This window comes from Enterobacter sp. 120016 (genome assembly GCF_018383635.1).
GTDB lineage: Bacteria > Pseudomonadota > Gammaproteobacteria > Enterobacterales > Enterobacteriaceae > Enterobacter > Enterobacter asburiae_D.
Window position 1 is genome coordinate 193,994 of the sequence record NZ_JAHAWC010000003.1, and the last position, 25,820, is coordinate 219,813.

Sequence of the window (25,820 nt, forward strand, 5' to 3'; positions counted from 1 at the left end):
TGAACCTGGCCCCGCTTATGCGGGGCTTTGTTTTTTGGTACACTGCTGCGGTTTTTGACTGACGCGTGAATGACTATGTTGAGTTTTGAAGGCAAAGAGATCGAGACCGATAACGACGGTTATCTGAAAGAGAGTGGCCAGTGGAGCGAAGCGCTGGCAGAAGTAATTGCTGAGAAAGAAGGGATTACCCTCTCTCCCGAACACTGGGAAGTGGTGCGTTTTGTGCGCGAGTTCTATCTTGAATTCAACACCTCTCCGGCCATCCGCATGCTGGTCAAAGCCATGGCCAATAAGTTCGGCGAAGAGAAAGGCAACAGCCGCTATCTGTATCGTCTGTTCCCGAAAGGCCCGGCAAAACAGGCTACAAAGGTTGCTGGCCTGCCGAAGCCGGTGAAGTGTATTTAATAGCGGATACCGAAGTTAACGTACTCCCGGCCGGGTTGATGCGGTTCCGTTAAGACCTTATCGACCCGTGCGCTGCGCGGCCCACCCGCTTTCAGCCACGCCACCAGCTTGTCGACCTGCTCCGCTTCGCCGCAGGCGACCACCTCAACGCTGCCGTCGTCCATGTTTCGCGCGTATCCCGTTAGCCCAAGCTCAACCGCTTCGCGCTGGGTGCTGTAGCGGAACCCGACGCCCTGAACAACGCCGTGAACCCAGGCAATGGTGCAGATTTTTGACATCTTCCTTCTCCTTATCGTCTGGCGCGTTGCATTTCCCCAGCGAACTCGGGAAAATGGCGGCCATTTTCTTGAATCGACAGAACAGCAAATTATGAGTGTACGTTTAGTGTTAGCCAAAGGGCGCGAAAAATCATTACTGCGCCGTCATCCCTGGGTCTTTTCCGGCGCGGTTGCCCGTATGGAAGGCAAAGCCAGCCTCGGTGAAACCATTGATATCGTTGACCATCAGGGGAAATGGTTAGCGCGAGGCGCCTACTCGCCAGCGTCCCAGATCCGCGCTCGCGTCTGGACGTTTGATAAAGATGAAACCATCGACATCGACTTCTTCGTCCGCCGCCTGCAGCAGGCGCAGCAGTGGCGCGACTGGCTGGCAAAACGCGACGGGCTGGACAGCTACCGCCTGATTGCCGGTGAGTCCGACGGTCTGCCGGGCGTGACCATCGATCGCTTCGGTAACTTCCTGGTGCTGCAGCTCCTGAGCGCCGGAGCGGAATACCAGCGCGCCGCGCTGATTAGCGCGCTGCAAACGCTGTTCCCGCAGTGCGCCATCTATGACCGCAGCGACGTTGCTGTGCGCAAAAAAGAAGGTATGGAGCTGACTCAGGGGCCTGTAACGGGCGAACTGCCACCTGCCCTGCTGCCGATTGAAGAGCACGGCATGAAGCTGCTGGTGGATATTCAGGGCGGGCACAAAACCGGTTACTACCTCGACCAGCGCGACAGCCGTCTGGCTACGCGTCAGTACGTTGCCGACAAACGCGTGCTGAACTGCTTCTCCTATACCGGCGGTTTTGCCGTTTCGGCGCTGATGGGCGGCTGTGCCCAGGTGGTGAGCGTGGACACCTCCCAGGAAGCGCTGGACGTGGCAAAACAGAACGTCGAGCTCAACAAGCTGGACTTGAGCAAAGCGGAGTTTGTGCGCGATGACGTCTTCAAGCTGCTGCGTAAATATCGCGACCAGGGCGAGAAGTTCGACGTCATCGTGATGGATCCACCAAAGTTTGTGGAAAACAAAAGCCAGCTGATGGGCGCGTGCCGTGGGTATAAAGATATCAACATGCTGGCTATCCAGCTGCTGAACCCGGGCGGGGTTTTGCTCACCTTCTCCTGCTCCGGCCTGATGACCACAGATTTATTTCAGAAAATCATCGCCGATGCCGCAATAGATGCTGGCCGTGATGTACAATTTATAGAGCAGTTCCGTCAGGCAGCCGATCACCCCGTGATTGCTACCTACCCGGAAGGACTGTATCTGAAAGGGTTTGCCTGTCGCGTCATGTAACTTGAAAAGAGAAATATTGCCCGCACATTGAGTGTAAGTAGTGTTTCCCGGGAGGTGACTATGATTGCCAGCAAATTCGGTATCGGCCAGCAGGTCCGCCACACTTTGCTAGGGTATTTGGGTGTGGTCGTGGATATCGACCCGGAGTATTCCCTTGACGAACCGTCAGCAGACGAGCTGGCGGTGAACGCAGAGCTTCGCGCTGCGCCCTGGTACCATGTGGTGATGGAAGGTGATGATGGACAGCCTGTTCACACCTATCTTGCCGAAGCGCAGCTGAGTAGCGAGCTGCAGGAAGAGCATCCGGAGCAACCCACAATGGATGAGCTTGCTCAGACTATCCGCAAACAGTTACAGGCTCCGCGCCTGCGGAACTAAGCGTGTAAAAAAAGCCCGATGAACGGGCTTTTTTTTATTACTTCGCCAGCCCCAGACGGGGAATGTCAATCGCCGGACAGCGGTCCATGACGACCTTCAACCCCGCGTCCCGCGCCAGCACGGCGGCCTGCTCGTTAATCACACCCAGCTGCATCCACAGCGTTTTCGCGCCGACGGCGATAGCGTCCTGCGCCACTTCCCACGCCGCCTCGGAATTACGGAAGACATCGACCATATCAATTTTTTCCGGCACGTCAGCGAGCGTGGCATAGCCCTGCTGGCCCAGCAATGTTTTCCCCGCCACTTTTGGCGAGACCGGGATGACGTGATAACCCTGATCGAGAAGGTATTTCATCACCCGATAGCTTGGACGATCGGGTTTATCGCTCGCGCCCACCAGCGCAATGGTACGCGTGGATGTCAGAATCTCGGCAATATCGTTCTCTTTCATGGTTTTCCTCCTGGCTTTTTTAAAAGTGTACGCCAAACCGCACTTCTCAACCATCCATCCCATACAGATGCATGAGGGCAAAACGGCGAAATATGTCTATATGTTAGTAAACGTGATTCTCGAAAAATCTAGATACATTAATGCGGCGAAAGGATTTCTGACGGGAGCCTTCTATGAAAACCGGTATTGCCACTGCTCTGATTGCGTTAGTGATGCCGGTCTGCGTTTTTGCTACCACGCTCCGGCTTTCTACCGACATTGACCTCCTGGTACTGGACGGGAAAAAGGTCTCCAGTTCGTTATTGCGGGGTGCAGACAGCATAGAGTTAGATAACGGACCGCATCAGCTGGTCTTCCGGGTAGAAAAATCGATCGGTCTGGCTAATCACGAGCAACGGATGTACATCTCCCCGCCGCTGATCGTCAGCTTTAATACCCGACAAATCAGTCAGGTGAACATCACCCTCCCTCGCCTTGAAACGGAGAAGGAATCCGCGGCCTTCGACGCCTCACCCCGCATTGAACTGCTGGACGGGGATGCGATGCCGATTCCGGTGAAGCTGGATATTCTGGCGCTGACGGCCTCACCGAAAGGTCCGGATTACGAGGCCGCAACCCAGACCTATAACAAAGCGGGTAAACGCGCCTCGCTTCCGCAGTTTGCCACCATGATGGCGGACGACAGTACGCTGCTATCCGGCGTCTCGGAACTGGACGTTATTCCTCCCCAGTCCCAGACCCTGACGGAACAGCGCCTTAAATTCTGGTTCCAGCAGGCCGATCCCGACACGCGGGCCCGGTTTTTACAGTGGGCAAAACAACAACCTTCATCATAAGCCACATTTTTTACGCCTTTCTCTTGCAGCGTCAGACGGTTCCCGTCATCGTGTAGTCAGTTAACCTGATGGATATGATTATGGAACTGACAACACGCACGCTGCCTGAACGCAAACACATTGCTCTGGTGGCGCACGATCACTGTAAACAAATGCTGCTTAACTGGGTTCGCCGCCATCAGTCTTCGCTGGAAAAGCACGCCCTGTCGGCGACCGGCACAACCGGTAACCTGATCCAGCGCGAAACGGGTCTGCAGGTGAATGCCATGCTGAGCGGCCCGATGGGCGGCGATCAGCAGGTCGGCGCGCAGATTTCCGAAGGGAAAATTGATGTGCTGATCTTCTTCTGGGATCCGCTGAACGCGGTTCCGCACGATCCGGATGTCAAAGCGCTGCTGCGTCTGGCAACGGTATGGAATATTCCGGTGGCGACGAACCTCTCCACGGCGGATTTCATCATCGAATCGCCGCAGTTTAACTCGCCGGTTGATATCCTTATTCCGGACTATCAGCGTTATCTTTCCGACAGACTGAAGTAGTTTTTTTGCCGGGTGGCGGCTACGCCTTACCCGGCCTACAAAATCTTGCCTGACATCGTTATGGTTTACGCGCCACCGGCACATCAATACTCTTCAGGATATCGACAAACACGGATGGCTCCTCTTTATTGAACAGCAGCCACACGCGATGCCGCGCGCGGGTGATGGCCACATACAGCAAACGCCGCTCTTCGGCATCCGGGAAGTCTTCCGGCACCGGCAGTAAGGCCTCTTCCATTACCGACTCGCGGGCCGGGGCCGGGAAACCGTCGCTACCCTCTTTCAGCCCCACCACAATCACATAATCGGCCTGCTGCCCTTTGCTGGCGTGAATGGTCATAAATTCAAGCTGCAGTTTCGGCCAGCGGGTGGCGGCTTTTTCCAGCGCCGCGGGTTTAAGGTGATGGTAGCGCGCAAGCACCAGAATACGTTCATCGGGCTTTGCATAGCCGCTGAGCTTGTCCAGCAGCGGTTCCAGCTGGTCATCCGCCAGCAGGGTGACCGCTTTTTTATCTCCTGGGCGCAGGCTGTTGAGCGGCTTTGCCAGCTGATGCGGGTTCTGCTGGATAAAGCGGTTGGCGATCTCACCAATTCGTGAATTGAAGCGGTAGGTGGTGTCCAGATCGCTGCGGTCTCCTTCGCCAAAATAGTGGTGGAACGCGGTCGTCAGGGAGAGCTGCGCCCCGCTGAAGCGATAGATGGCCTGCCAGTCGTCCCCCACCGCAAACAGCGACGTATGTTTATTTTGCGCCCGTAGCGCCGAGAGCAGTGCAGCACGCTGCGGTGAGATGTCCTGGAACTCATCCACCAGAATATGTTTCCACGGGCTGACAAAACGTCCCTTCTCAAGAATGATGATGGCCTGATGGATCAAACCGGAGAAATCAACGGCGTTTTCCTCTTTCAGCGCGGTTTTCCAGGCTTTCAGCATTGGAGCCATCAGCTTGACCCTCTTCGAAAACAGATCGCGGATCGCCTCCGGCGCGCTTTCGATCATCTCTGCCTGCGATCCACCGTGCATTCGCATCAGGCTGACCCAGCGGTCAAGTCGCGAACCCAGCCGACGCGCCAGCTTATCGTCCTGCCAGAAGCTGCCCTCTGGCACCTCCCAGTTGAGCTCCTCCTCCAGCCACTGACGCCACCCTTTCGCCTGCGCTTTTTTCTCACTGCACTGCTGGCGCCACGTTTTAATGAACAGCGCCTGACGCGCCTGCGCGTCGTTTTCCAGCTTACTGATGGAAGGCACTTTTTTACTGCCCTGCTGAATAATATGCAGCGCAAGGGCATGGAAGGTTCTGGCCGTGATATCCCGGGAGTGCAGGCGCTCCTGGATACGTTCGTCCATCTCCTGGGCAGCCTTGCGGCCAAAGGCCAGAAGCAGAATTTGATCGGCGACCGCTTCTCCGGTCGTCAGCAGCCAGCCGGCACGCGCCACCAGCACCGACGTTTTACCGCTACCGGCCCCCGCCAGCACCAGCAACGACTGCTCGCCGTTGACCACCGCGCGCGCCTGGGCCGGATTGAGCGGTGAAGATTCCACCGTACTGAAAAAGTCGGCGTATTGGGTGAGCATGGCGTCCGTCCACGCCTGGTTATGGGCAAGGCGGCTTTTATCCTTATCATTCAGCCAGGCCTGACACTGGCGCCAGGCGTCGCGACAGTTGTCAAACTCGTCGAGACGCGTCACGGAGAGCGGCAGCGCCGAAAGTGCCTGTCGGATCTTTTGCTGCAGCCCGGCGGTCTGCTGACGGGTCAGCCACGCGTGTTGCGCGTTGCTTTGCGCGATATCGTCCAGCACCTGCTGGAGCACCTGGGCGGCAATCACGCTCATATCCTGGCTCCACTGCTGCCAGAGCGCGTTCAGGTGATGATGGAAACGCTGAGTTTCCGCCCACTCGGTGCCGTGAAGACGCACGACTTTATCGTCAGGCAGAACGAACTCCAGCTCGCCCCACACCAGCCCGCGTTTGCAGTGGATAGCCAGAAGCTGATTAAACGGAATAAGGTATTCGTGGCGTTCCCCGGAGACTTTCACCCCGGCATTAAGGAGAACAACCCTGTCGTAAGGGTGTTGCGCCAGGCGTTTGCCTAACGACGTTGCTTTCAGTTCCATGTTCCGCCAAATCCACGAAGAGATAATTTACCTGACAGTTTAACTGCCAGTTTTAAGGTGCTCCAGCCTAAAAAAACGTTACAATCATTGGGCGTTAATTTTATCGAAAGGAAGTGAGGGTTTATGCGTACCGTTCTGAATGTGTTGAATTTTGTGCTGGGCGGTTTTGCCACCACCCTTTCCTGGCTTTTTGCCACGCTGGTGAGCATCGTCCTGATTTTCACGCTTCCCCTGACCCGGTCCTGCTGGGAAATCACAAAACTCTCCTTAATCCCCTACGGGAATGAAGCCATCCACGTTGACGAGCTGAATCCGGAGAGCAAAAACGCCCTGATGAATACGGGCGGAACCCTGCTGAACATTCTGTGGCTGATTTTCTTCGGCTGGTGGCTGTGCATCATGCATATTTTTGCCGGTATTGCGCAGTGCATCACGATTATTGGCATTCCGGTGGGGATCGCAAACTTTAAGATCGCCGCCATCGCCCTTTGGCCCGTCGGTCGCAGGGTTGTTCCGGTAGAAGTGGCCCAGGCGGCGCGTGAAGCAAACGCTCGTCGTCGTTTTCAGTAAATAAGGACCGGCCGCGTTTATGCTAAGCCCACTGCTTCGCCGTTATACCTGGAACAGCACCTGGCTATACAACGTCAGGATATTTATCGCGCTTTGCGGCACGGTTGCCCTGCCCTGGTGGCTGAATGATGTCAAGCTCACCATTCCACTCACGCTGGGGGTGGTGGCCGGGGCGCTGGCGGACCTGGACGATCGTCTGGCCGGGCGTTTACGTAACCTGGTCATTACGCTTGTCTGCTTTTTCATTGCGTCAGCGTCCGTTGAGCTGCTTTTCCCGTGGCCCTGGCTGTTTGCCCTGGGCCTTACGCTCTCAACCAGCGGGTTTATTTTGCTGGGCGGCCTTGGGCAGCGCTATGCCACCATCGCTTTTGGTGCATTGCTGATCGCCATCTACACCATGCTGGGCGTTTCCCTGTACGACCAGTGGTACCAGCAGCCGGTTCTGCTGTTGCTGGGCGCCATCTGGTATAACCTGCTGACGCTAACCGGTCATCTGATCTTCCCGGTTCGCCCTCTGCAGGATAACCTTGCCCGCAGCTTTGAGCAGTTAGCCCACTATCTGGAACTGAAGTCCAGGCTGTTCGACCCGGATATCGAGGAAGAAAGCCAGGCTCCGCTCTACGATCTGGCGCTGGCAAACGGCCAGCTGGTCGCTACCCTTAACCAGACAAAAGCCTCTCTGCTTACCCGTCTGCGCGGCGATCGCGGTCAGCGCGGAACCCGAAGGACCTTACACTACTATTTTGCCGCCCAGGATATTCATGAACGCGCCAGCTCCTCGCACGTTCAGTATGCTGCCCTGCGCGAGAAGTTCCGCTACAGCGACGTCATGTTCCGCTTCCAGCGCCTGCTGTCCATGCAGTCCCAGGCGTGTCAGCAGCTCTCGCGCTCCATTCTGCTGCGCACGCCCTATCAGCATGATCCCCGCTTTGAACGCGTATTCAGCCATCTTGATGCGGCGCTTGACCGCGTTCAGGCCAGCGGAACGTCACCGGAGCACATCAAAGCGCTGGGCTTTCTGCTGAACAACCTGCGGGCGATTGATGCTCAGCTGGCGACAATTGAGTCCGAACAGGCGATGGCGCTGCCGGGCAGTGAGGTGGAAAATCAGCTTGCTGATGACAGCGTGCACAGCGCTAGCGATATGTGGCTACGGCTGAGCCGCAACTTTACGCCGGAGTCGGCGCTCTTTCGCCACGCGGTGAGAATGTCGCTGGTCCTGTGCGTGGGTTATGCCTTTATTCAGATAACCGGGCTGCACCACGGCTACTGGATCCTGCTGACCAGCCTGTTCGTCTGCCAGCCGAACTATAACGCCACCCGACACCGTCTTGCGCTGCGTATTATCGGCACGCTGGTTGGCGTCGCGATCGGCCTTCCGGTGCTCTATTTTGTGCCCTCCGTTGAAGGTCAATTGATTCTGATCGTGATCACCGGCGTGCTGTTCTTTGCGTTTCGCAACGTGCAGTATGCCCATGCCACCATGTTCATCACGCTGCTGGTGCTGCTCTGCTTTAACCTGCTGGGTGAAGGGTTTGAAGTCGCCCTGCCCCGCGTGATCGATACCCTGATTGGCTGCGCGATTGCCTGGGCCGCGGTCAGCTTTATCTGGCCGGACTGGCGTTTCCGCAATTTGCCGCGCGTGGTAGACAGGGCGATGAACGCCAACTGTCGATACCTTGACGCTATCCTGGAGCAGTACCACCAGGGGCGCGATAACCGCCTGGCTTACCGGATAGCACGTCGCGACGCGCACAACAGTGATGCAGAACTGGCCTCCGTTGTCTCTAACATGTCAACGGAGCCTCGCGCCACGGCGGAAATCCGTGAGACCGCGTTCCGCCTGCTCTGCCTGAACCATACGTTCACCAGCTATATTTCGACGCTGGGTGCCCACCGTGAGAAACTCACCAACCCGGGTATTCTCAACCTGCTCGATGACGCCGTCTGCTATGTCGATGACGCGCTTCATCACCGGCCGGCCGATGAGCCCCGCGTTGAACAGGCGCTGGATGAACTGGCTCAACGCATTGCGCATCTTGACCCAGGAAACGACAGCAAAGCGCCGCTGGTTCTTCAGCAGATAGGCCTGCTTATCGCTCTGCTGCCTGAAATTTGCCGGCTGCAACAGCAAATCGCTACCTGGAGGAGTGATTCTCCTGTGGCTCAGGCAGCGCATTAAACCACTCCGTCAGCTCCCGGCGAATGCCTGCCGGGAGTGCCGCCTCATGCAGCCCTTCGATAGCCCCTTCCAGCGCGAAGAGAACTTTAATACCGAGCGCTTTGTTTTTTGCCCGCATCTTTAGCCAGCTCGCTCTGGCACCGAGCTCCCGGAGCGTTTCCTCGTTAGTGATGCCTGCTTCAAAGAGTAAGACCTCAAGCTGAAAGGTCAGGTTTGGCAGATCCTTCAGGCGGTTTCGCTGATGGCGCTGATAGCGCTCTTTTCTTGCCGCGCTAAGCGCAAACGAGGAGAGCTGAAGCAACCGGTCCCTGTCCTGCCATAATCCGTCATCCACACGGTAATAGTTGAGCAGCACCGGGCGGCCACGCTTCATCAACGTCAAAAATGAAGAGGCATTCTTTACACAGTATTTCGCACTCTCCTCACAGGCCCGAAGATAAAGCTCGCCATCAGACACCATGGCAAAAACTGCATCATCTACCGCCAGGGTGTAGCCTCCAAACAGTGCGCGATGATGTATCTCGCCCAGCGGGGAGAGGTATTCCTGGGATTTATAAATCCGTTCATAAGATATCTTTTTCATGATATTTCCCTTAAAAATCATAACGTAACAACGAAATTTCTTACTAGCGGATCCGTTAGCAGGAAAATAGGCAACTTATCGCCGTTGAGCAAGATGATTTTACGAGGGGCATCAAGATTGAATGAATTTTGCGAGTCGCTTTCCGAAAATGAGGTTGATCTTTATGCATACAGGGGTTACTGTATATCCATACAGTAACTACAGGGCTGGAATGAATATGCACACTTCAGGCTATGCAAATCGCTCAACCTCTCTCTCTTCTACCGCAGGCAATGTCGCGCAGAATTCCGTCGAGCGTGTTTCCACGGGGCTTATCAGTGAAGTGGTTTATCGTGAAGACCAGCCCCTGTTGACGCAACTTCTGCTGTTGCCGTTATTGCAACAGCTTGGTCAGCAATCACGCTGGCAGCTTTGGCTCACGCCTCAGCAAAAACTGAGCCGTGAGTGGGTTCAGTCCGCAGGCCTTCCGCTAACTAAGGTCATGCAAATTAACCAGCTCTCGCCGTGCGATACAGTGGAGTCGATGATTCGCGCGTTACGCACCGGAAATTACAGCGTGGTGATTGGATGGTTACCGGAAGAATTGACGGAAGAGGAACATTTCCGTCTGACTGAAGCAGCTGAAGAAGGGAGTGCGATCGGGTTCATTATGCGTCCGGTTCGATCGGATTCTTACCGCAGAGGACAACTTTCTGGGCTAAAAATTCACTCGAATTTGTATCATTGAGTGAAATTAAGATTTTTCCTGGAATTTTTTTTGACTACAAGATGGCATTAAAGTTCCCTGACTGAAAATTGCGGCAAGGCTTGTCTGGTGCGGTTCTCCTTAATTTTATTGCACAAAATTCGTTCGAAAAATGTTAAATAATCGGTATACGGAACTTTTTTTTTCATATGCCTGACGGACTTCACACTTGTAAGTTTTCAGCTACGTTGTAGACTTTACATCGCCAGGGGTGCTCGGCCTAAGCCGAAGATATCGGTAGATTTATATTTGACCACGCCCCCCGGTGAAGGATTTAACCGTGATTCTCTCCTGAGACTTTCATGGCGAATTTTGGATGATAACGAGGCGCAAAAAATGAAAAAGACAGCTATCGCGATTGCAGTGGCACTGGCTGGCTTCGCTACCGTAGCGCAGGCCGCTCCGAAAGATAATACCTGGTATGCAGGTGGTAAACTGGGCTGGTCTCAGTTCCACGACACCGGCTGGTACAACAGCAGCCTGAACAATGATGGCCCAACTCACGAGAGCCAGCTTGGTGCAGGTGCGTTCGGTGGCTATCAGGTTAACCCGTATGTTGGTTTTGAAATGGGTTACGACTGGTTAGGTCGTATGCCATACAAAGGCGACACCATCAACGGCGCTTTCAAAGCACAGGGCGTTCAGCTGACCGCTAAACTGGGCTACCCAATCACTGACGATCTGGACGTGTACACCCGTCTGGGCGGCATGGTATGGCGCGCAGACTCCAGCAACAACATCGCTGGTGACAACCATGATACCGGTGTTTCCCCAGTATTCGCTGGTGGCGTTGAGTGGGCTATGACCCGTGACATCGCTACCCGTCTGGAATACCAGTGGGTTAACAACATCGGCGACGGCAACACCGTTGGTGTTCGTCCAGACAACGGCATGCTGAGCGTAGGTGTTTCCTACCGTTTCGGCCAGCAGGAAGAAGCAGCACCAGTTGTTGCTCCAGCGCCGGCTCCAGCTCCAGAAGTACAGACCAAGCACTTCACTCTGAAGTCTGACGTTCTGTTCAACTTCAACAAAGCGACTCTGAAGCCAGAAGGTCAGCAGGCACTGGATCAGCTGTACTCTCAGCTGAGCAACCTGGATCCTAAAGACGGTTCAGTAGTGGTTCTGGGCTTCACCGACCGTATCGGTTCTGACGCTTACAACCAGAAACTGTCTGAGAAACGTGCTCAGTCTGTTGTTGATTACCTGATCTCTAAAGGTATCCCAGCTAACAAGATCTCCCCACGTGGTATGGGCGAATCTAACCCAGTTACTGGCAACACCTGTGACAACGTGAAAGCTCGCGCTGCACTGATCGACTGCCTGGCTCCAGATCGTCGCGTAGAGATCGAAGTTAAAGGCATCAAAGACGTTGTAACTCAGCCAGCGGCATAAGTTATCGTCTTTTAAAAAAACCCCGCCATGCGGGGTTTTTTATTGTCTGCAGAAAAGAAAAATCTACTTTTTACCCAACAGAGCCTGAAGGTCGTTCTTCAGCGTCGACATCTGATTGGCGTACTTCTCTTTATGTTCGGCATCCTCAATCAACTGCACGATGGTTTCCGAAAGCGTTTTGCCCCGTCGTTGTGCCAGCCCAGCCAGGCGTTGCCAGACAACGAACTCCAGGTCGATTGATTTTTTGCGAGTGTGCTGATGCTCAGCATTAAAATGCCGTTTGCGTCGCGCGCGGATAGTTTGCTTCATCCGGTTTAACAACGCGGGATTGATGTGTTTCTCAATCCAGCTGTTAACCTGTACCGGTTCATTTTCGAGGGTCAGCAAAATATCCACGGCTTCTTGCGCAGCGCTGGCTTCGATGTAGCAGGTGATCAGCTCCCCTTCTCGGTGCTTTTTGACCAGGTACTTCCATTTCCAGCCGCTTTCGAGATTTTCCAGTTGTTGATATTTCATTGCGATCTCAGTGTTACCACGTAACTCTGTTCAGAATATCAGTTTTTTAGCAATCTGCTGAAAAGAAATCATATCCTGTGAGTGAATGCAGCCAATCGCCCTGTCGAAATACCCAATCCTGCTTGGGTACAGCCCCCCGCTTACGGTATACTCCACGCTTTTACATCTGACTAAAAAACATCAACTTTGACCATTACGAAACTTGCATGGCGTGACCTTGTTCCGGATACCGAAAGTTACCAGGAACTGTTTGCACAGCCCGAACTCGCAAAAGAACACGAATTCACCCTTAGCGATACGCAGCCTCGTTTGCATTATGCGCTGGAGCAGGTGTTAAGCCCATGGGCAACTGCGCCCTTCATGCTGCTCAAGGCCCCGGAAGAAGCGGAATACCTGACGCTGCTCGGAGATGCCGTGCGCCAGCTGAAGCCGGAAGCGAACGCAGTTTTTGGCGGCCAGTATCGTATTGCGGGACATGATGTCACTTTCGAACCGGCGGCGCAGGCCGATGGTCGTTTTGCCGCTAAGGGCGAAGTGATTACCGCTAACTGGGCCGAGGCGGAACAGCTCTTTGGTTGTCTGCGCCAGTTTAACGGTGAACTTTCGCTGCAGCCGGGGCTGGTACATCGCGCAAATGGCGGTGTTCTCATCATCTCACTGCGTACCCTGCTCTCGCAGCCGCTGCTGTGGATGCGTCTGAAAACCATCGTGCACCAGCAGCGTTTCGACTGGGTCGGCTACGATGAGTCTCGTCCTCTGCCTGTCTCCGTTCCGTCTATGCCGCTGTCGCTAACCGTCGTGCTGACGGGCGACCGTGAATCGCTGGCGGACTTCCAGGAAATGGAGCCGGAACTCGCAGAGCAGGCGGTGTATAGCGAATACGAAGACAACATCCAGATTGCTGACGCCGACGATATGGCACAGTGGTGCCAGTGGGTGATGGACGTTGCTGAACGTTTTACGCTGCCAACCCCTGCGGCTGACGCATGGCCGGGCTTAATCCGCGAAGCGGTGCGCTACACCGGTGACCAGGAAACGCTGCCGCTTTGCCCGCTCTGGATCGGTAAACAGCTGCGTGAAGTGGGTGCGATCAGCGGTGACGGAGCGTTCACCGGCGAACAGCTCACTCAGATGCTGGCTCAGCGTGAGTGGCGAGAAGGCTATCTTGCCGACCGTATGCAGGATGAAATTCTGCTGGAACAAATTCTGGTGGAGACCGAAGGCGAGCGCGTCGGGCAGATCAACGCCCTGTCGGTGATTGAATTTCCCGGCCATCCGCGCGCATTCGGGGAACCGTCTCGTATCAGCTGCGTTGTGCACATTGGCGATGGCGAGTTCACCGATATCGAACGGAAAGCCGAGCTGGGCGGCAACATTCACGCGAAAGGCATGATGATCATGCAGGCGTTTTTGATGTCAGAGCTGCAGCTTGAGCAACAGATCCCCTTCTCCGCCTCGCTGACGTTTGAGCAGTCCTACAGCGAAGTGGATGGCGACAGCGCCTCTATGGCCGAGCTGTGCGCCTTAATCAGCGCCCTGGCGGAAGTGCCCATCAATCAGAACATCGCGATCACCGGTTCGGTGGACCAGTTCGGCCGTGCCCAGCCTGTGGGAGGCCTCAACGAAAAGATTGAAGGCTTCTTCTCTATCTGTCAGCAGCGCGGTTTAAACGGCAAACAGGGTGTGATTATTCCTGCTCCCAACGCACGCCATTTGAGCCTCAGTCAGGACATTCTTGATGCGGTTGAGCAAGAGCAGTTCACCATCTGGGCCATCGAAGGGATTGAGGATGCGCTACCCTTACTGACAAATCTGGTTTGGGATGGCGAAGGGCAAACCACCCTGATGCAGACCATCCAGGAGCGCATTGCTCAGGCGACGCAGCAGGATGCTCGTCATCGTTATCCATGGCCGTTACGCTGGCTGGGCTGGTTTAGTTCGAACTGATCGGACTTGTTCAGCGTACACGTGTTAGCTATCCTGCGTCCTTCACTAAAATAAGGCTTACTGAGAACATGGTAGATAAACGCGAATCCTATACAAAAGAAGATCTTCTTGCCTCTGGTCGCGGCGAACTGTTTGGCGCAAAAGGCCCACAGTTGCCGGCCCCGAACATGCTGATGATGGACCGTGTCGTGAAAATGACCGAAACCGGCGGCAACTTCGATAAGGGTTACGTAGAAGCAGAACTCGATATCAACCCGGACCTGTGGTTCTTCGGTTGCCACTTTATTGGCGATCCAGTAATGCCTGGCTGTCTGGGCCTGGATGCCATGTGGCAGCTGGTTGGTTTCTATCTGGGCTGGCTGGGCGGCGAAGGTAAAGGCCGCGCGCTGGGCGTGGGCGAAGTAAAATTCACTGGCCAGGTTCTGCCTACAGCGAAGAAAGTGACCTATCGTATTCACTTCAAGCGCATCGTTAACCGCCGTCTGATTATGGGCCTGGCTGATGGCGAAGTGCTGGTAGACGGCCGTCTGATCTATAGCGCAAGCGACCTGAAAGTTGGCCTGTTCCAGGACACTTCCGCGTTCTGATTGTGCTTTTCGCACCTCCAGAAAGGCGAAACCTCCGCAATGCGGAGGTTTCTTTTTTGAAAGAGACGTTATCAGGCTATGAGTGCCCTGTCGCCGATGGCTTCTCGCCAGCCTCCAAGCCATTGTGACCTTTGATTTATCGTCTGATAAGGACACATTTCTTTAGAACGTCCAGCGATGCCGGCCTGATAACCACGTTGATGAGCCCGTTCCAGGCGATCTCGTTTCTGTCTCTTCATGCCTCGTTTCCCTCATTCTTTTGTCTGGTGGAAAGAAAACAGTGTCTGCACTAAATGCACAGGCACAGATAACGAATACCCCGAATTAGTCGCATCGTCAATGTTCAAAATTCATACGGGTGTCATATTTGTGAGCTACCTGGAAGTTCATTTGTACAAAAATTGTGACGTGGCACAAGTAACAACCTGAAGTGAAAACGAAAAAAAAACCGCAATCAGCGACAGGCCAACTGCGGTTTTTGATGATGAATTTTACTTATGGCAGCCGGGAAATTTCTCTCGCGATGCTGGCCGACTCCTGTGCCCAACCCTGAGCCAGGACTTTCACCATTTCGTCATAGCCATCTTTCTGCTGCTTCAGCTCCAGATGGAAAGGACGCTTAATTAGCTGCCCCTGGTGATTCAGCAACCACTCCCCGCTGATCACCACCGCACCGTCGTAACGGCCGTGGAAGGCCGTTACCGTGACGTTCAGCGTATCCTGGTCGTTACCCAGCGGCTGCGACGCGACAACCCAACCCGGAAGCTGGCTGTCCAGATTGGCCACCAGCGTGTTGCGCAGCTGCTGATCCAGCGGGCTGGCCCACAGGTTGTTCGTCGCAATCACGTATTTAACGTCGCTGGTCTGATAGACCACGCCGTTTCCTGCCAGATAATCCGGCACCGCAACCTGCTCAACCCACAGCTGACGGTTTCCCTGGCTGGCCGTGCTTTGCCCACCGGTGTGGGTAGCCACAGGCAGCTGATAGTAGCTTTTATTATCTACCCCTGAACTGCACGCCGTTAACAGCAGAGCGCCAACCATCAATAGCCACTTTTTCATTCTTTTGCCCTCTTCGGCTCAGGATCCTTTTTATCTTTCGCTTCGAACACCAGCGCATTGCTCTTCTCGTTGAGCGTTTTCAGCACCGGCTGCAGTTCACGTAAGACCTGATCAAGACGCTGCATATCTGCCACCATCTTGTTGTAGGCCGCTGAACCCGGCTGGAAGCCCTGCATACTGCGGTTCAGCTCACGCAGCGTTTTCTGCATGTCCTGCGGCAGCTGCTGCATACTCTGGCTCGCCGTGATCTTGTTGATGTTATCCAGCGTGGTTTGCAGACGACGCATCGTTGCCTGGCTTTCGCTCAGAGAGTTCGTCGCCGCTTCAATCATCGGATTCAGCGGCAGATTGTTGATCTTATCCAGCGTCTCCATCAGGCGCTGCTGGATCTGAGCCAGACCGCTGCTCACCGTTGGGATGATCTTGTAGCCACCGAATTCACGAATACCGGTAATCGGCGGTGCTTTCGGGTAGAAGTCCATATCCACATACAGCGCACCGGTCACCAGGTTACCCGTCTTCAGCGATCCGCGCAGACCGCGTTCCATCAGTTGACTGATATGGGCAGCAATATCCTGATTCTCACCAATCTGATTAAGCAAACGTTCCGGCTCGATGCGGATCAGCACCGGAATACGATAATCATCGTCCAGCATCTGGCTCAGGCCAGGTACAAAGAACGGAACTTGCCCCACCGTACCGAGACGAATACCGCGGAACTCAACAGGTGCTCCCGGCTGCAGACCGCGGACGGAATCTTTGAAGAACATCAGGAAGTCAATGTGATCCGTATAGAGCGCGTCCTGAATGCTTCGCTGATCGTCAAAGAGTCTGAACGCCGTTTTCTCGGCAACCGGCTGCCCCAGATCCTGCCCTTCCGGCACATCAAAGCTCACCCCGCCGCCAAACAGCGTGGTTAATGAACCCATTTCTACGCGCATCCCCGCCGAGGTCAGATCCACCGCGATCCCGCTGTCCTTCCAGAAGCGAACGTTGCTGGTCACCAGTCGATCGTTTGGCGCATTGATGAACAGCTGATAGCTGATGGTACGCTTTTGCGCGTCGAAGGTGCTGGTCTCTACGGAACCGACGCGGTAGCCGCGGAACAGTACCGGGTCACCCGCCGTAAGCTGGCCCGCTTTTTTGCTGTCGAGGATCACGCGGATACCCTTGGCATCAGGCGGCGCAAGCGGCGGTGAGTCGAGAAGCTGATATTGCCCAGGCTGGCTGCCCTTCGTGCCGGGCTGCAGTTCAATGTAGGCCCCAGAGAGCAGCGTCCCTAAGCCGCTGATCCCTTCGCGCCCCACCTGCGGTTTAACCACCCAGAAAACGGAATCGCCATGCAGCAGTTTTTCCATGCCGGCATTAAGGCGCGCCTTAATCTCCACATGGGTTAAATCGTCGGTCAGGGTTGCGCTTTCGACCACGCCCACGTCCACGCTACGGCTTTTGATGGTCGTTTTACCGCCCTCAATCCCCTCGGCATTGGTGGTTATCAGCGTGACTTCCGGTCCCTGATGGCTGTAATGATAAAACAGGATCCATGCACCGATCAGCGCGGTCACGATGGGAAAAATCCACACCGGAGACCAGTTTTTGACCTTCTGCACTTTCGCCTCTCCACTCTTATTTTCCATGCTCTTACTCTTCCTCATGGCTTGATTCAGGCTCACGATCCCACGATAAACGAGGGTCGAAGGTCATGGCCGCAAACATGGTCATAATCACAACCAGTGCAAACATTAAAGCCCCCATCGCGGGATAAATACTCATCAAACCGCCCATCCGCACCAGCGCAGAGAGAACGGCGATGACAAACACGTCAATCATTGACCAGCGTCCGACAAACTCGACCACTTCATAAATCAGGTGCATACGCTCGCTGTCGCGTTTCCCATGACCTTTCGCATCCCAGCAGAGCCAGGCGATGGCGATCATTTTTAGGGTTGGCACCATAATACTGGCGATAAAGATGACGCCGGCGACCGGATAAGAACCTTCGCCCCACAGCAATACCACCCCGGCCAGGATCGTCGAGGGCATTTTGTCGCCGAGCAAATCGGTGATCATGATCGGCAGAATATTGGCGGGCAGATACAGCATGATGGACGTGACCAGCAGCGCCATCGTCCACTGCAGGCTATTTTTACGGCGTACGTGACCTTTCGTTTCGCAGCGCGGACAAACGTCGAGATCGGCGGGCAGCACGGCGGTGCAGCATGGGCAAGAGCGCAGCCCCTGACGAATACCGGGCATGCCGACCTTCACCTTCTGCGCAAGCGTCGGTGCCGGAGCGATATCATCCCACGCCCAGCGCCTGTCCACGCACTGGAACGCGCGCAGCTGCAGGACGCAGTACAGGCACCACGGAACAAAGCTGCTGCCGATCCCTACATCGCCATACGCCATCAGCTTCACGAAACTGACCAGAATGCCCGCCAGAAAGATTTCGGCCATGCCCCAGCTTTTAAGCTGAAAAAGGATACGCGCAAGCCGGATTTTCAGTGATACCGGCATCCTCACGCGGTTCACCAGCAAAAGGATGGCGACCAGGCACAACGCCGGGACTATCTGGACAAACAGGAGAAAAAAGGTGCCGAGGCTGGCGTAATCTTCCGAGAACATCACGCCCGGGATTTCAAGCAAATCCACCTGGCTGGTTATCCCCCCCACCTTCATATAGATAAAGGGGAAGAGATTGGAGAGCAGCAGCATGAACAGTGCTGCCAGAGCGTAAGCAGTGGGACGCTGCCGCGGCGCGTCCCACTCGGTTGTCAACGTCGCACCGCAACGTGGACACAGGGCTTTATGTCCGTGACCAAGCTCTGGCAACGCCACGAGCATATCGCATTGCGAGCATAAAATATGCCTGTCGGCATGGTGCTGGTCACACATATGTTATCCCTGTTTATGCGCCGTTCTTCAGAGACTCAAGGTACTCCCAGCGCTCAAATGCTTCTTCCAGGGCTTTTTCAGCCGCGGACAGTTCAGACAGTACTTTCTGAGTATAGTCATGCGATTGGCTAAAGAATGACGCATCAGCAACCTGTTTTTGCAGATCCTCAAGCGCGGTCTCCAGCTCTTCCAGACGCTGAGGTAGCCCCTCCAGTTCGCGCTGCAGGTTATAACTTAGTTTAGCCGAGGTTTTCTTGACAGTTTCTGCTTTTGTTACAGCAGGTTCAGAACTTGTTTTGGACTTTGACTGTTTCTGCGCCAGAGACTGCGATTGCTGCCCTTTTGCATCATGATAACCGCCTACGTATTGTCCAATTCGCCCTTCACCTTCGAAGATCCAGCACTCGGTTACGGTGTTATCAACGAACTGACGATCGTGGCTGACCAGCATCACGGTGCCCTGATAGCCGTCGATCAGCTCTTCGAGCAGTTCCAGCGTTTCGACATCCAGGTCGTTCGTTGGTTCATCGAGAATCAACAGGTTACTTGGTTTCAGGAACAAACGCGCCAGCAGCAGACGATTACGCTCTCCGCCAGATAACGCACGCACCGGGGTCATTGCACGTTTAGGATGGAACAGGAAGTCCTGCAGATAGCCCAGCACGTGGCGCGGTTTACCGTTAACCATCACCTCTTGCTTACCTTCAGCAAGGTTATCCATTACCGTTCTGTCTGGGTCCAGCTCTGCACGGTGCTGGTCAAAATAGGCGACTTCCAGCTTTGTCCCGCAGTGAACACGGCCGCTGTCAGCCTGCAGCTGACCGAGCATCAGCTTGAGCAGCGTGGTTTTACCACAGCCGTTCGGGCCAATGAGGGCAATTTTATCGCCACGCTGCACCTGAGCGGAGAAGTCTTTCACCAGAACTTTTCCATCGACCTGGTAATCGACATTTTCCATTTCAAAGACAATCTTACCGGAGCGGGATGCCTCTTCGACCTGCATCTTCGCACTTCCCATAACTTCACGACGAGCGCTACGCTCGTTACGCATCGCCTTCAGGGCACGCACGCGGCCTTCGTTACGGGTACGGCGGGCTTTGATACCCTGACGGATCCAGACCTCTTCCTGTGCCAGCTTGCGGTCAAACTCCGCATTTTGCAGCTCTTCCACGCGCAGGTTTTCTTCTTTTTCCAGCAGATAGGTATCGTAATCGCCAGGATAGGTCACCAGCTTGCCGCGATCGAGATCGACAATACGCGTTGCCATATTGCGGATAAACGAACGGTCGTGTGAAATGAAAATAATGGTGCCGTTAAAGGTCTTCAGGAACCCTTCCAGCCAGTCAATCGCTTCGATATCCAGGTGGTTGGTCGGTTCGTCCAGCAACAGCACCTTCGGGCCGCTGACCAGCGCGCGCCCAAGCGCCGCTTTACGCAGCCAGCCGCCGGAAAGCGCCGACAGCTCCATATCCGCATCCAGACCTAACTGATCCAGCACTTCGGTGATACGGCTTTCAAGCTGCCACAGACCGTGATGATCCAGAAGCTCCTGCAGGCGTGCCATCTCATTGAGATTTTTTTCACTTGGGTCGGTCATCACCAGATGTGAAATTTCGTGATAGCCCTTCAGGTATTCAGCCTGCTCAGAAATCCCTTCTGCAACGAAATCATAAACGGTACCCGCCACGTTACGAGGAGGGTCCTGCTGCAGACGGGAAACAATCAGATCCTGTTCGTAAACAATGCGCCCGTCATCCAGGCCCTGTTCACGGTTGAGGATTTTCATCAGCGTGGATTTACCCGCGCCGTTACGGCCTACAAGACAGACGCGTTCGTTATCTTCAATATGCAGTTCAGTATCATCGAGAAGTGGCGCATCGCTAAAAGAGAGCCACGCGCCGTGCATGCTAATTAATGACATTTATTTTTCCTTTCAGACCGCGGTAATCAACCAGCAGTTATGAATTTGACGGTTACGGGCAAAGTCCTGAGACAGCGTTTTTTGGCTGATTTCTTGTGCTTTCAGGCCCAGGGCTGCTAAACCGTCATGGTCCATACGGAAGCCGCGTTTGTTGTTCGAGAACATAATGGTGCCGCCCTTGCGCAGCAGGCGCTTCAGGTCGGTCATCAGGCGCAGGTGATCGCGCTGTACGTCAAAGCTATCTTCCATACGCTTGGAGTTGGAGAAGGTCGGCGGATCGATAAAGATCAGATCGAACTGCTCGTCGGTTTCACGCAGCCAGCCCAGCACGTCGGCCTGCATCAGGCGGTGCTGACGTCCGGTTAAACCGTTAAGACGCAGGTTGCGCTCCGCCCATTCCAGATAGGTACGGGACATATCCACCGTGGTGGTGCTCCGCGCGCCGCCCAGACCCGCATGCACGCTCGCGCTGCCGGTATAGGAGAACAGGTTGAGGAAATCTTTGCCCTTGCTCATCTGGCCCAGCATGCGACGGGCGATACGGTGGTCAAGGAACAGGCCGGTATCCAGATAGTCGGTCAGGTTTACCCACAGGCGGGCGTTGTATTCGCCCACTTCGATGAAGTCGCCCTTCTCATTCATCTTCTGGTACTGGTTTTTCCCTTTCTGGCGCTCGCGGGTTTTCAGCACCAGCTTGTTTGGCGTGATGCCGAGCACGGCGATGGTCGCCGCAATGACGTCCAGCATGCGCTGACGCGCTTTTTGCGCATCGATGGTTTTCGGTGGAGCATATTCCTGAATCACCACCCAGTCCGCGTAGCGGTCAACCGCCACGTTGTACTCCGGCAGGTCGGCGTCGTACAGGCGGTAGCATTCAATCCCTTCCTGCTTCGCCCACTTCTCATATTTCTTCAGGTTCTTGCGCAGGCGGTTGGCGTAATCTTCCGCCACGCCGGATGGCTTGCTGTCCGCCGCTTTCTCCGCCAGATGGTAGTTCTTCTGCACGCAGTCCAGCGGGCCGTTTTTCGCCTTAAACTGGCGATCGGCACGCAGCTGCAGGCAGCTCAGCAGCTCCGGCGAGGCGCTAAACAGAGACAAGTTCCAGCCGCCGAAGTAGTCCTTCATATTGCGGCCCAGCAGGCTGTGCAGGGCAATCAGCGCCGGCTCGCTGTCCAGACGCTCGCCGTATGGCGGGTTGCTGATCACGGTACCGTACGGGCCTTTTGGCAGCGGGTTGGTCAGGTTCGCCACGTCCTTCACCTCGAAGGTGACCAGCTCGCCGATACCGGCGCGACGGGCGTTGCTGCGCGCGCGTTCAATGACGCGCGGGTCGCTGTCCGAACCGTAGAAGTGCGAGGTGTACTCTGCCAGACCTTTGCGCGCGCGGGTCTGCGCGTCGTCTTTGACCTCTTTCCAGATCGCTTCGTCGTGCTGTGCCCAGCCTTTGAAGCCCCAGTGGCCGCGATGCAGGCCCGGCGCGCGGTCGGTTGCCAGCATGGCCGCTTCAATCAGCAACGTACCGGAACCACACATCGGATCGAGCAGCGGCGTGCCCGGCTGCCAGCCGGAGCGCATGACGATGGCGGCAGCCAGCGTTTCTTTAATTGGCGCCATACCGGTGCGATCGCGGTAGCCGCGCAGGTGGAGGCCCGCGCCGCTCAGATCGAGAGAAATACTCGCCGTATCGCCGTTCAGCCAGACGTTAATACGCAGATCCGGATTTTCGCGATCGACGTTCGGACGTTCCTTATTTTTACGCGTGAAGCAGTCCACAATGGCGTCTTTTACGCGCAGGGCACCGTACTGGCTGTTGCGGATCTCGTCGTTCACGCCGTTGAAATGCACCGCAAAGGTGGCATTTGGCGTGAAGATCTCTGTCCAGTCGATCATCTGTACGCCGGTATAGAGGTCCAGGTCACTATAGACCTTGCACTCCTTCATCGGCAGCATGATGCGCGACGCCAGACGGCTCCACATCAGGCTCTGGTAAATAAGCCGCGTGTCGCCCTCAAAATGGACACCACCCTGAACCACCTGACACTCTTGTGCGCCCAGGCTTTCCAGTTCAGTTTTTAACAGCTCTTCCAGCCCACGGGCCGTACTGGCAAACAGAGAATTCATATCGTCACTTTTACTCTTAGAAAATTGTCGCGCATTATAGCTAATATGGCGTGTATGTCATAAAGTTGAAGGCTTATTTTCATTTGTGGGAGTGTGCAGTGGCGACGTTATCCAGGCTTTTTATTCATCCGGTGAAATCCATGCGCGGCATCGGCGTCTCTCACGCGCTGGCCGACATGAGCGGATTCGCCTTCGATCGTATTTTTATGGTCACCGAGCCTGACGGCACGTTCATTACCGCACGCCAGTTCCCGCAGATGGTTCGCTTTACCCCTTCCCCGCTTCATGACGGTTTGCATCTGACCGCGCCGGACGGTTCCAGCGCGGTCATTCGCTTTGCTGATTTTGCGCCTGTCGATGCGCCAACGGAAGTGTGGGGCAATCATTTTACCGCACGCATCGCCCCGGATGAAATTAACCGCTGGCTAAGCGGTTTCTTCTCCCGCGACGTGCAGCTGCGCTGGGTTGGGCCTGAACCGACGCGTCGCGTGAAGCGCCATGACGCCGTTCCCCTCTCCTTCGCCGATGGCTTCCCGTTCCTGCTAACCAACGAAGCCTCGCTGCGTGATTTACAAGGCCGCTGCAAAGCGAGCGTTCAGATGGAACAGTTCCGTCCGAACCTGGTGGTGACGGGTGTCGACGCCTGGGACGAAGACACCTGGAAGGTGATCCGCATCGGCAGCGTGATTTTCGACGTAGTGAAGCCATGCAGCCGCTGCATTTTCACCACGGTGAGTCCTGAGAAAGGCCAGAAGCACCCTTCCGGTGAACCGCTGAAGACGCTGCAGTCGTTTCGCACCGCGCAGGACAACGGCGACGTGGATTTTGGCCAGAACCTGATCCCGCGCTCCAGCGGCGCAATCCGCGTCGGTGATGAGGTAGAGATCCTTGCCCGAGGGCCTGCAAGAGTGTACGGCTCAGGTCAGGAAGAAGAAATGGTCGACGTTGTGACGAATGTCGCTTCAGCGGTAGATATTCACTGGCAGGGCAGCGTCATCCGTGGCAACAACCAGCAGGTATTACTGGAGCAACTGGAGCAGGCAGGTATTCGCGTACCCTATTCCTGTCGCGCAGGCATTTGCGGATGCTGCCGCATCAAGCTGGTGGATGGAGAGGTCAGTGCGCTGAAAAAATCGGCAATTGGAAATGACGGCACAATTCTGTGCTGTAGCTGCATACCGAAAACGGCCGTACAGTTGGAAGCTTAAACCGCCTGTTCGAGGCTGAAGGAATCTACGCGCAGCTGTGGCTTCAGCCTGTCGTTCATCACTTTAATGGCATCGCCAAGCTGCATCGTCCGCCCGGCAATGGTTACGCCGGGCTGTGCCAGCAGGCAGAGCGCAGCATTTTCGCCGGGCTCAACCACCAGCAAGCTCACCTCTTCTGCGGTATCGCTCAGATTTACGCTGGCCGCGTCACCCGTTGCCGGGGTCCAGCTCATACCGTGCGCAAGAAAATGCCAGCTTTTTGGCATTTGCGGTTTCAGGAAGCGGATAGCCACCAGCGCATTTAATACCAGCTCGGCACGCTGCTCTTTAGAGAGCACCAGATCGCGGCATTTTTCTTCAAAAGAGAAATAAAGCGCCGCGTCGTCAACGCAAAAGCCCGACGGGGAAAACGCGTCCGGGGTTAACATTCGGCGGGCAAAACGAGAACGAAACAACATGCCATTGGCTAAATCGAGCATCATGCGATCGTGCTCGTCGCAAAAATACCAGCGCCAGTTATCGTCAGGTTTAATTCGCATGTGTCTCTCCCGTCCCCAAACATCCTGTACTAAAATTGTCCTGATCGCCGCTTCGTTTATAACATCATTAATAAAAGACTATAATGTCTAAATAAGCAACAGTGACGGAATATAAAACAACCAGGGCTGGAAATAAAGCCCTGGTTGTCTGATTAAGAGAAAAGATTAGATATGAGTAACGATTTCTTTAATCAGCGGTGGTCCTTTAAAAATAAAGCCGGAATAGATTTGCACCAGTGACGCACCCGCCGCCATCTTCTCGCGTGCAGCAATCACTGAGTCAATGCCGCCGACGCCAATAATCGGCAGACGTCCTTTTAATTCCGCAGAAAGGGCGCGAATAATTTCGGTGCTTTTTAATTGTACCGGACGTCCACTTAACCCACCCGCTTCGTCACAGTTTTTCATTCCTTGCACGAGGGAGCGATCGAGGGTGGTATTGGTTGCAATCACACCATCAATATTATGGCGAACTAAACTGTCGGCAACCTGGATCAATTCTTCGACAGAAAGATCCGGGGCGATCTTAACCGCGACCGGAACATATTTATGGTGGATCGTCTGGAGTTCATTTTGCTTATTTTTAATGGCACTCAGAAGATCGTCCAGCGCTTCGCCATATTGTAAGGAACGCAGCCCCGGGGTATTGGGTGAAGAAATATTCACCGCAATATAACCGGCATAGGCGTAGACTTTTTCCATACAAATCAGATAGTCATCTTTACCCTGCTCTACCGGCGTGTCTTTATTTTTGCCGATATTGATGCCTAATATCCCGTCAAAATGGGCTTTTTTTACGTTCTCAACAAGGTGATCAACACCGAGGTTATTAAAGCCCATGCGGTTGATCAGCCCTTCGGCTTCAACCAGGCGGAACAGGCGCGGCTTGTCATTTCCCGGCTGCGGGCGCGGCGTGACGGTACCGATTTCAATGGAGCCAAAGCCCATCGCGCCCAGGGCATCAATGCACTCGCCATTTTTGTCCAGACCCGCCGCCAGACCCAGCGGATTTTTAAAGGTCAGACCCATGCACTGCACAGGTTTTTCCGGCACATTCTGACGCACCAGAGCGGCCAGAGGCGTTCCGGTAATACGACGTAATTGCTGGAATGTAAATTCATGAGCGCGCTCAGGGTCGAGCTGGAAAAGGGCTTTACGAACGAAGGGGTAGTACATGAACTCTCCTGGATTCCCGGTGTGCAAACCGGGAGGGGATTATGGGCGATCCACGCGCGAAAGGGAATTGACCTGCGGCAAAAAATCAGCGTAA

Annotated in this window: 25 protein-coding genes; 12 read left to right on the forward strand and 13 right to left on the reverse strand. The window is 54.9% G+C overall.

The window, feature by feature from the left end; translation table 11 throughout:
* Positions 1-75: 75 nt before the first annotated feature.
* The gene (tusE, locus tag KIF87_RS07315; protein ID WP_213328351.1) at positions 76-405 is read left to right on the forward strand and encodes a sulfurtransferase TusE; all 330 of its coding nucleotides are present in this window, start codon (positions 76-78) and stop codon (positions 403-405) included.
* Here the strand turns inward: tusE and yccX are convergent.
* On the reverse strand, positions 402-683 hold the full coding sequence (gene yccX / locus KIF87_RS07320; RefSeq protein ID WP_213328352.1) for an acylphosphatase: 282 nt from the start codon (positions 681-683) through the stop codon (positions 402-404). The genes tusE and yccX overlap by 4 nt on opposite strands.
* Before the next feature lie 91 nt (positions 684-774).
* Between yccX and rlmI the strand changes: the two genes are divergently transcribed.
* The gene (gene rlmI, locus KIF87_RS07325; RefSeq protein ID WP_061715623.1) at positions 775-1,965 is read left to right on the forward strand and encodes a 23S rRNA (cytosine(1962)-C(5))-methyltransferase RlmI; all 1,191 of its coding nucleotides are present in this window, start codon (positions 775-777) and stop codon (positions 1,963-1,965) included.
* A 60-nt stretch (positions 1,966-2,025) separates the two neighbouring features.
* Positions 2,026-2,343, forward strand: a complete 318-nt coding sequence (gene hspQ / locus KIF87_RS07330; protein ID WP_008499919.1) for a heat shock protein HspQ — start codon at positions 2,026-2,028, stop codon at positions 2,341-2,343.
* A 37-nt stretch (positions 2,344-2,380) separates the two neighbouring features.
* Here the strand turns inward: hspQ and KIF87_RS07335 are convergent, their stop codons facing one another.
* The gene (locus KIF87_RS07335) at positions 2,381-2,794 is read right to left on the reverse strand and encodes a CoA-binding protein (protein ID WP_028012609.1); all 414 of its coding nucleotides are present in this window, start codon (positions 2,792-2,794) and stop codon (positions 2,381-2,383) included.
* A 173-nt stretch (positions 2,795-2,967) separates the two neighbouring features.
* Between KIF87_RS07335 and csgI the strand changes: the two genes are divergently transcribed.
* Positions 2,968-3,630 (forward strand): curli synthesis inhibitor, encoded by a 663-nt coding sequence (gene csgI, locus KIF87_RS07340; RefSeq protein WP_121425765.1) that lies wholly within the window; start codon positions 2,968-2,970, stop codon positions 3,628-3,630.
* A gap of 80 nt (positions 3,631-3,710) precedes the next feature.
* A complete protein-coding gene (mgsA, locus tag KIF87_RS07345) occupies positions 3,711-4,169 on the forward strand; it encodes a methylglyoxal synthase (protein WP_023311034.1) in 459 nt (152 codons plus the stop codon).
* Between the two features lie 58 nt (positions 4,170-4,227).
* On the opposite strand, the gene helD is transcribed toward mgsA, so the two are convergent.
* Positions 4,228-6,282, reverse strand: coding sequence for a DNA helicase IV (helD, locus tag KIF87_RS07350; RefSeq protein ID WP_213328353.1), 2,055 nt, complete (start codon positions 6,280-6,282; stop codon positions 4,228-4,230).
* A 123-nt stretch (positions 6,283-6,405) separates the two neighbouring features.
* On the opposite strand from helD, the gene KIF87_RS07355 reads away from it, so the two are divergent.
* On the forward strand, positions 6,406-6,852 hold the full coding sequence (locus tag KIF87_RS07355) for a YccF domain-containing protein (protein ID WP_023311032.1): 447 nt from the start codon (positions 6,406-6,408) through the stop codon (positions 6,850-6,852).
* A 19-nt stretch (positions 6,853-6,871) separates the two neighbouring features.
* Positions 6,872-9,034 carry a YccS family putative transporter gene (yccS, locus tag KIF87_RS07360; protein ID WP_213328354.1) on the forward strand — a complete coding sequence of 721 codons (2,163 nt, stop codon included), beginning with the start codon at positions 6,872-6,874 and terminating at the stop codon, positions 9,032-9,034.
* Here yccS and KIF87_RS07365 read toward each other — a convergent pair.
* Positions 8,991-9,617, reverse strand: a complete 627-nt coding sequence (locus KIF87_RS07365) for a TfoX/Sxy family DNA transformation protein (RefSeq protein WP_213328355.1) — start codon at positions 9,615-9,617, stop codon at positions 8,991-8,993. The genes yccS and KIF87_RS07365 overlap by 44 nt on opposite strands.
* Before the next feature lie 217 nt (positions 9,618-9,834).
* On the opposite strand from KIF87_RS07365, the gene sulA reads away from it, so the two are divergent.
* Together sulA and ompA are read left to right on the forward strand one after the other, a co-directional pair.
* Entirely contained in the window at positions 9,835-10,344 is a 510-nt protein-coding gene (gene sulA, locus KIF87_RS07370; RefSeq protein WP_213328356.1) for an SOS-induced cell division inhibitor SulA, read from the forward strand.
* Positions 10,345-10,698: 354 nt separating this feature from the next.
* Positions 10,699-11,754: a porin OmpA gene (gene ompA / locus KIF87_RS07375; RefSeq protein ID WP_148242612.1), complete on the forward strand. Its 1,056-nt coding sequence runs from the start codon at positions 10,699-10,701 to the stop codon at positions 11,752-11,754.
* 63 nt (positions 11,755-11,817) lie between these two features.
* On the opposite strand, the gene matP is transcribed toward ompA, so the two are convergent.
* Positions 11,818-12,270 (reverse strand): macrodomain Ter protein MatP, encoded by a 453-nt coding sequence (matP, locus tag KIF87_RS07380; protein WP_063143983.1) that lies wholly within the window; start codon positions 12,268-12,270, stop codon positions 11,818-11,820.
* Between the two features lie 186 nt (positions 12,271-12,456).
* On the opposite strand from matP, the gene KIF87_RS07385 reads away from it, so the two are divergent.
* Positions 12,457-14,217, forward strand: coding sequence for an AAA family ATPase (locus tag KIF87_RS07385; protein ID WP_213328357.1), 1,761 nt, complete (start codon positions 12,457-12,459; stop codon positions 14,215-14,217).
* A 68-nt stretch (positions 14,218-14,285) separates the two neighbouring features.
* Positions 14,286-14,804 (forward strand): 3-hydroxyacyl-[acyl-carrier-protein] dehydratase FabA, encoded by a 519-nt coding sequence (fabA, locus tag KIF87_RS07390; protein WP_008499931.1) that lies wholly within the window; start codon positions 14,286-14,288, stop codon positions 14,802-14,804.
* 71 nt (positions 14,805-14,875) lie between these two features.
* Here the strand turns inward: fabA and rmf are convergent, their stop codons facing one another.
* From rmf to rlmKL, 6 genes are all read right to left on the reverse strand, one after another.
* Positions 14,876-15,043 (reverse strand): ribosome modulation factor, encoded by a 168-nt coding sequence (rmf, locus tag KIF87_RS07395; protein WP_013097261.1) that lies wholly within the window; start codon positions 15,041-15,043, stop codon positions 14,876-14,878.
* Between the two features lie 256 nt (positions 15,044-15,299).
* A complete protein-coding gene (gene pqiC / locus KIF87_RS07400; RefSeq protein WP_213328358.1) occupies positions 15,300-15,866 on the reverse strand; it encodes a membrane integrity-associated transporter subunit PqiC in 567 nt (188 codons plus the stop codon).
* Positions 15,863-17,503, reverse strand: a complete 1,641-nt coding sequence (gene pqiB / locus KIF87_RS07405; protein ID WP_213328359.1) for an intermembrane transport protein PqiB — start codon at positions 17,501-17,503, stop codon at positions 15,863-15,865. Before pqiB ends, pqiC begins: the two co-directional genes overlap by 4 nt.
* A gap of 4 nt (positions 17,504-17,507) precedes the next feature.
* Positions 17,508-18,761, reverse strand: a complete 1,254-nt coding sequence (gene pqiA / locus KIF87_RS07410) for a membrane integrity-associated transporter subunit PqiA (RefSeq protein WP_213328360.1) — start codon at positions 18,759-18,761, stop codon at positions 17,508-17,510.
* Between the two features lie 13 nt (positions 18,762-18,774).
* A complete protein-coding gene (locus tag KIF87_RS07415) occupies positions 18,775-20,682 on the reverse strand; it encodes an ABC transporter ATP-binding protein (protein WP_213328361.1) in 1,908 nt (635 codons plus the stop codon).
* Positions 20,683-20,694: 12 nt separating this feature from the next.
* Positions 20,695-22,803 (reverse strand): bifunctional 23S rRNA (guanine(2069)-N(7))-methyltransferase RlmK/23S rRNA (guanine(2445)-N(2))-methyltransferase RlmL, encoded by a 2,109-nt coding sequence (gene rlmKL, locus KIF87_RS07420; RefSeq protein WP_059346432.1) that lies wholly within the window; start codon positions 22,801-22,803, stop codon positions 20,695-20,697.
* A 98-nt stretch (positions 22,804-22,901) separates the two neighbouring features.
* Here rlmKL and KIF87_RS07425 point away from each other — a divergent pair, with 98 nt between their 5' ends.
* Positions 22,902-24,011 carry a YcbX family protein gene (locus tag KIF87_RS07425; protein WP_213328362.1) on the forward strand — a complete coding sequence of 370 codons (1,110 nt, stop codon included), beginning with the start codon at positions 22,902-22,904 and terminating at the stop codon, positions 24,009-24,011.
* On the opposite strand, the gene zapC is transcribed toward KIF87_RS07425, so the two are convergent.
* Together zapC and pyrD are read right to left on the reverse strand one after the other, a co-directional pair.
* Positions 24,008-24,550 carry a cell division protein ZapC gene (gene zapC, locus KIF87_RS07430; RefSeq protein ID WP_023311020.1) on the reverse strand — a complete coding sequence of 181 codons (543 nt, stop codon included), beginning with the start codon at positions 24,548-24,550 and terminating at the stop codon, positions 24,008-24,010. The two genes, KIF87_RS07425 and zapC, sit on opposite strands and share 4 nt — an antisense overlap.
* 165 nt (positions 24,551-24,715) lie before the next feature.
* Positions 24,716-25,726, reverse strand: a complete 1,011-nt coding sequence (gene pyrD / locus KIF87_RS07435) for a quinone-dependent dihydroorotate dehydrogenase (protein WP_213328363.1) — start codon at positions 25,724-25,726, stop codon at positions 24,716-24,718.
* Positions 25,727-25,820: the final 94 nt, after the last annotated feature.

Coding starts and splice junctions, on each gene's coding strand:
- pqiB (WP_213328359.1), bottom strand. CDS start 17,503: ATGGAAAATAAGAGTGGAGAGGCGAAAGTGCAGAAGGTCAAAAACTGG.
- helD (WP_213328353.1), bottom strand. CDS start 6,282: ATGGAACTGAAAGCAACGTCGTTAGGCAAACGCCTGGCGCAACACCCT.
- fabA (WP_008499931.1), top strand. CDS start 14,286: ATGGTAGATAAACGCGAATCCTATACAAAAGAAGATCTTCTTGCCTCT.
- csgI (WP_121425765.1), top strand. CDS start 2,968: ATGAAAACCGGTATTGCCACTGCTCTGATTGCGTTAGTGATGCCGGTC.
- pyrD (WP_213328363.1), bottom strand. CDS start 25,726: ATGTACTACCCCTTCGTTCGTAAAGCCCTTTTCCAGCTCGACCCTGAG.
- matP (WP_063143983.1), bottom strand. CDS start 12,270: ATGAAATATCAACAACTGGAAAATCTCGAAAGCGGCTGGAAATGGAAG.
- KIF87_RS07415 (WP_213328361.1), bottom strand. CDS start 20,682: ATGTCATTAATTAGCATGCACGGCGCGTGGCTCTCTTTTAGCGATGCG.
- yccS (WP_213328354.1), top strand. CDS start 6,872: ATGCTAAGCCCACTGCTTCGCCGTTATACCTGGAACAGCACCTGGCTA.
- KIF87_RS07355 (WP_023311032.1), top strand. CDS start 6,406: ATGCGTACCGTTCTGAATGTGTTGAATTTTGTGCTGGGCGGTTTTGCC.
- rlmI (WP_061715623.1), top strand. CDS start 775: ATGAGTGTACGTTTAGTGTTAGCCAAAGGGCGCGAAAAATCATTACTG.
- pqiA (WP_213328360.1), bottom strand. CDS start 18,761: ATGTGTGACCAGCACCATGCCGACAGGCATATTTTATGCTCGCAATGC.
- pqiC (WP_213328358.1), bottom strand. CDS start 15,866: ATGAAAAAGTGGCTATTGATGGTTGGCGCTCTGCTGTTAACGGCGTGC.
- tusE (WP_213328351.1), top strand. CDS start 76: ATGTTGAGTTTTGAAGGCAAAGAGATCGAGACCGATAACGACGGTTAT.
- KIF87_RS07365 (WP_213328355.1), bottom strand. CDS start 9,617: ATGAAAAAGATATCTTATGAACGGATTTATAAATCCCAGGAATACCTC.
- ompA (WP_148242612.1), top strand. CDS start 10,699: ATGAAAAAGACAGCTATCGCGATTGCAGTGGCACTGGCTGGCTTCGCT.
- sulA (WP_213328356.1), top strand. CDS start 9,835: ATGCACACTTCAGGCTATGCAAATCGCTCAACCTCTCTCTCTTCTACC.
- zapC (WP_023311020.1), bottom strand. CDS start 24,550: ATGCGAATTAAACCTGACGATAACTGGCGCTGGTATTTTTGCGACGAG.
- hspQ (WP_008499919.1), top strand. CDS start 2,026: ATGATTGCCAGCAAATTCGGTATCGGCCAGCAGGTCCGCCACACTTTG.
- rlmKL (WP_059346432.1), bottom strand. CDS start 22,803: ATGAATTCTCTGTTTGCCAGTACGGCCCGTGGGCTGGAAGAGCTGTTA.
- KIF87_RS07335 (WP_028012609.1), bottom strand. CDS start 2,794: ATGAAAGAGAACGATATTGCCGAGATTCTGACATCCACGCGTACCATT.
- mgsA (WP_023311034.1), top strand. CDS start 3,711: ATGGAACTGACAACACGCACGCTGCCTGAACGCAAACACATTGCTCTG.
- rmf (WP_013097261.1), bottom strand. CDS start 15,043: ATGAAGAGACAGAAACGAGATCGCCTGGAACGGGCTCATCAACGTGGT.
- yccX (WP_213328352.1), bottom strand. CDS start 683: ATGTCAAAAATCTGCACCATTGCCTGGGTTCACGGCGTTGTTCAGGGC.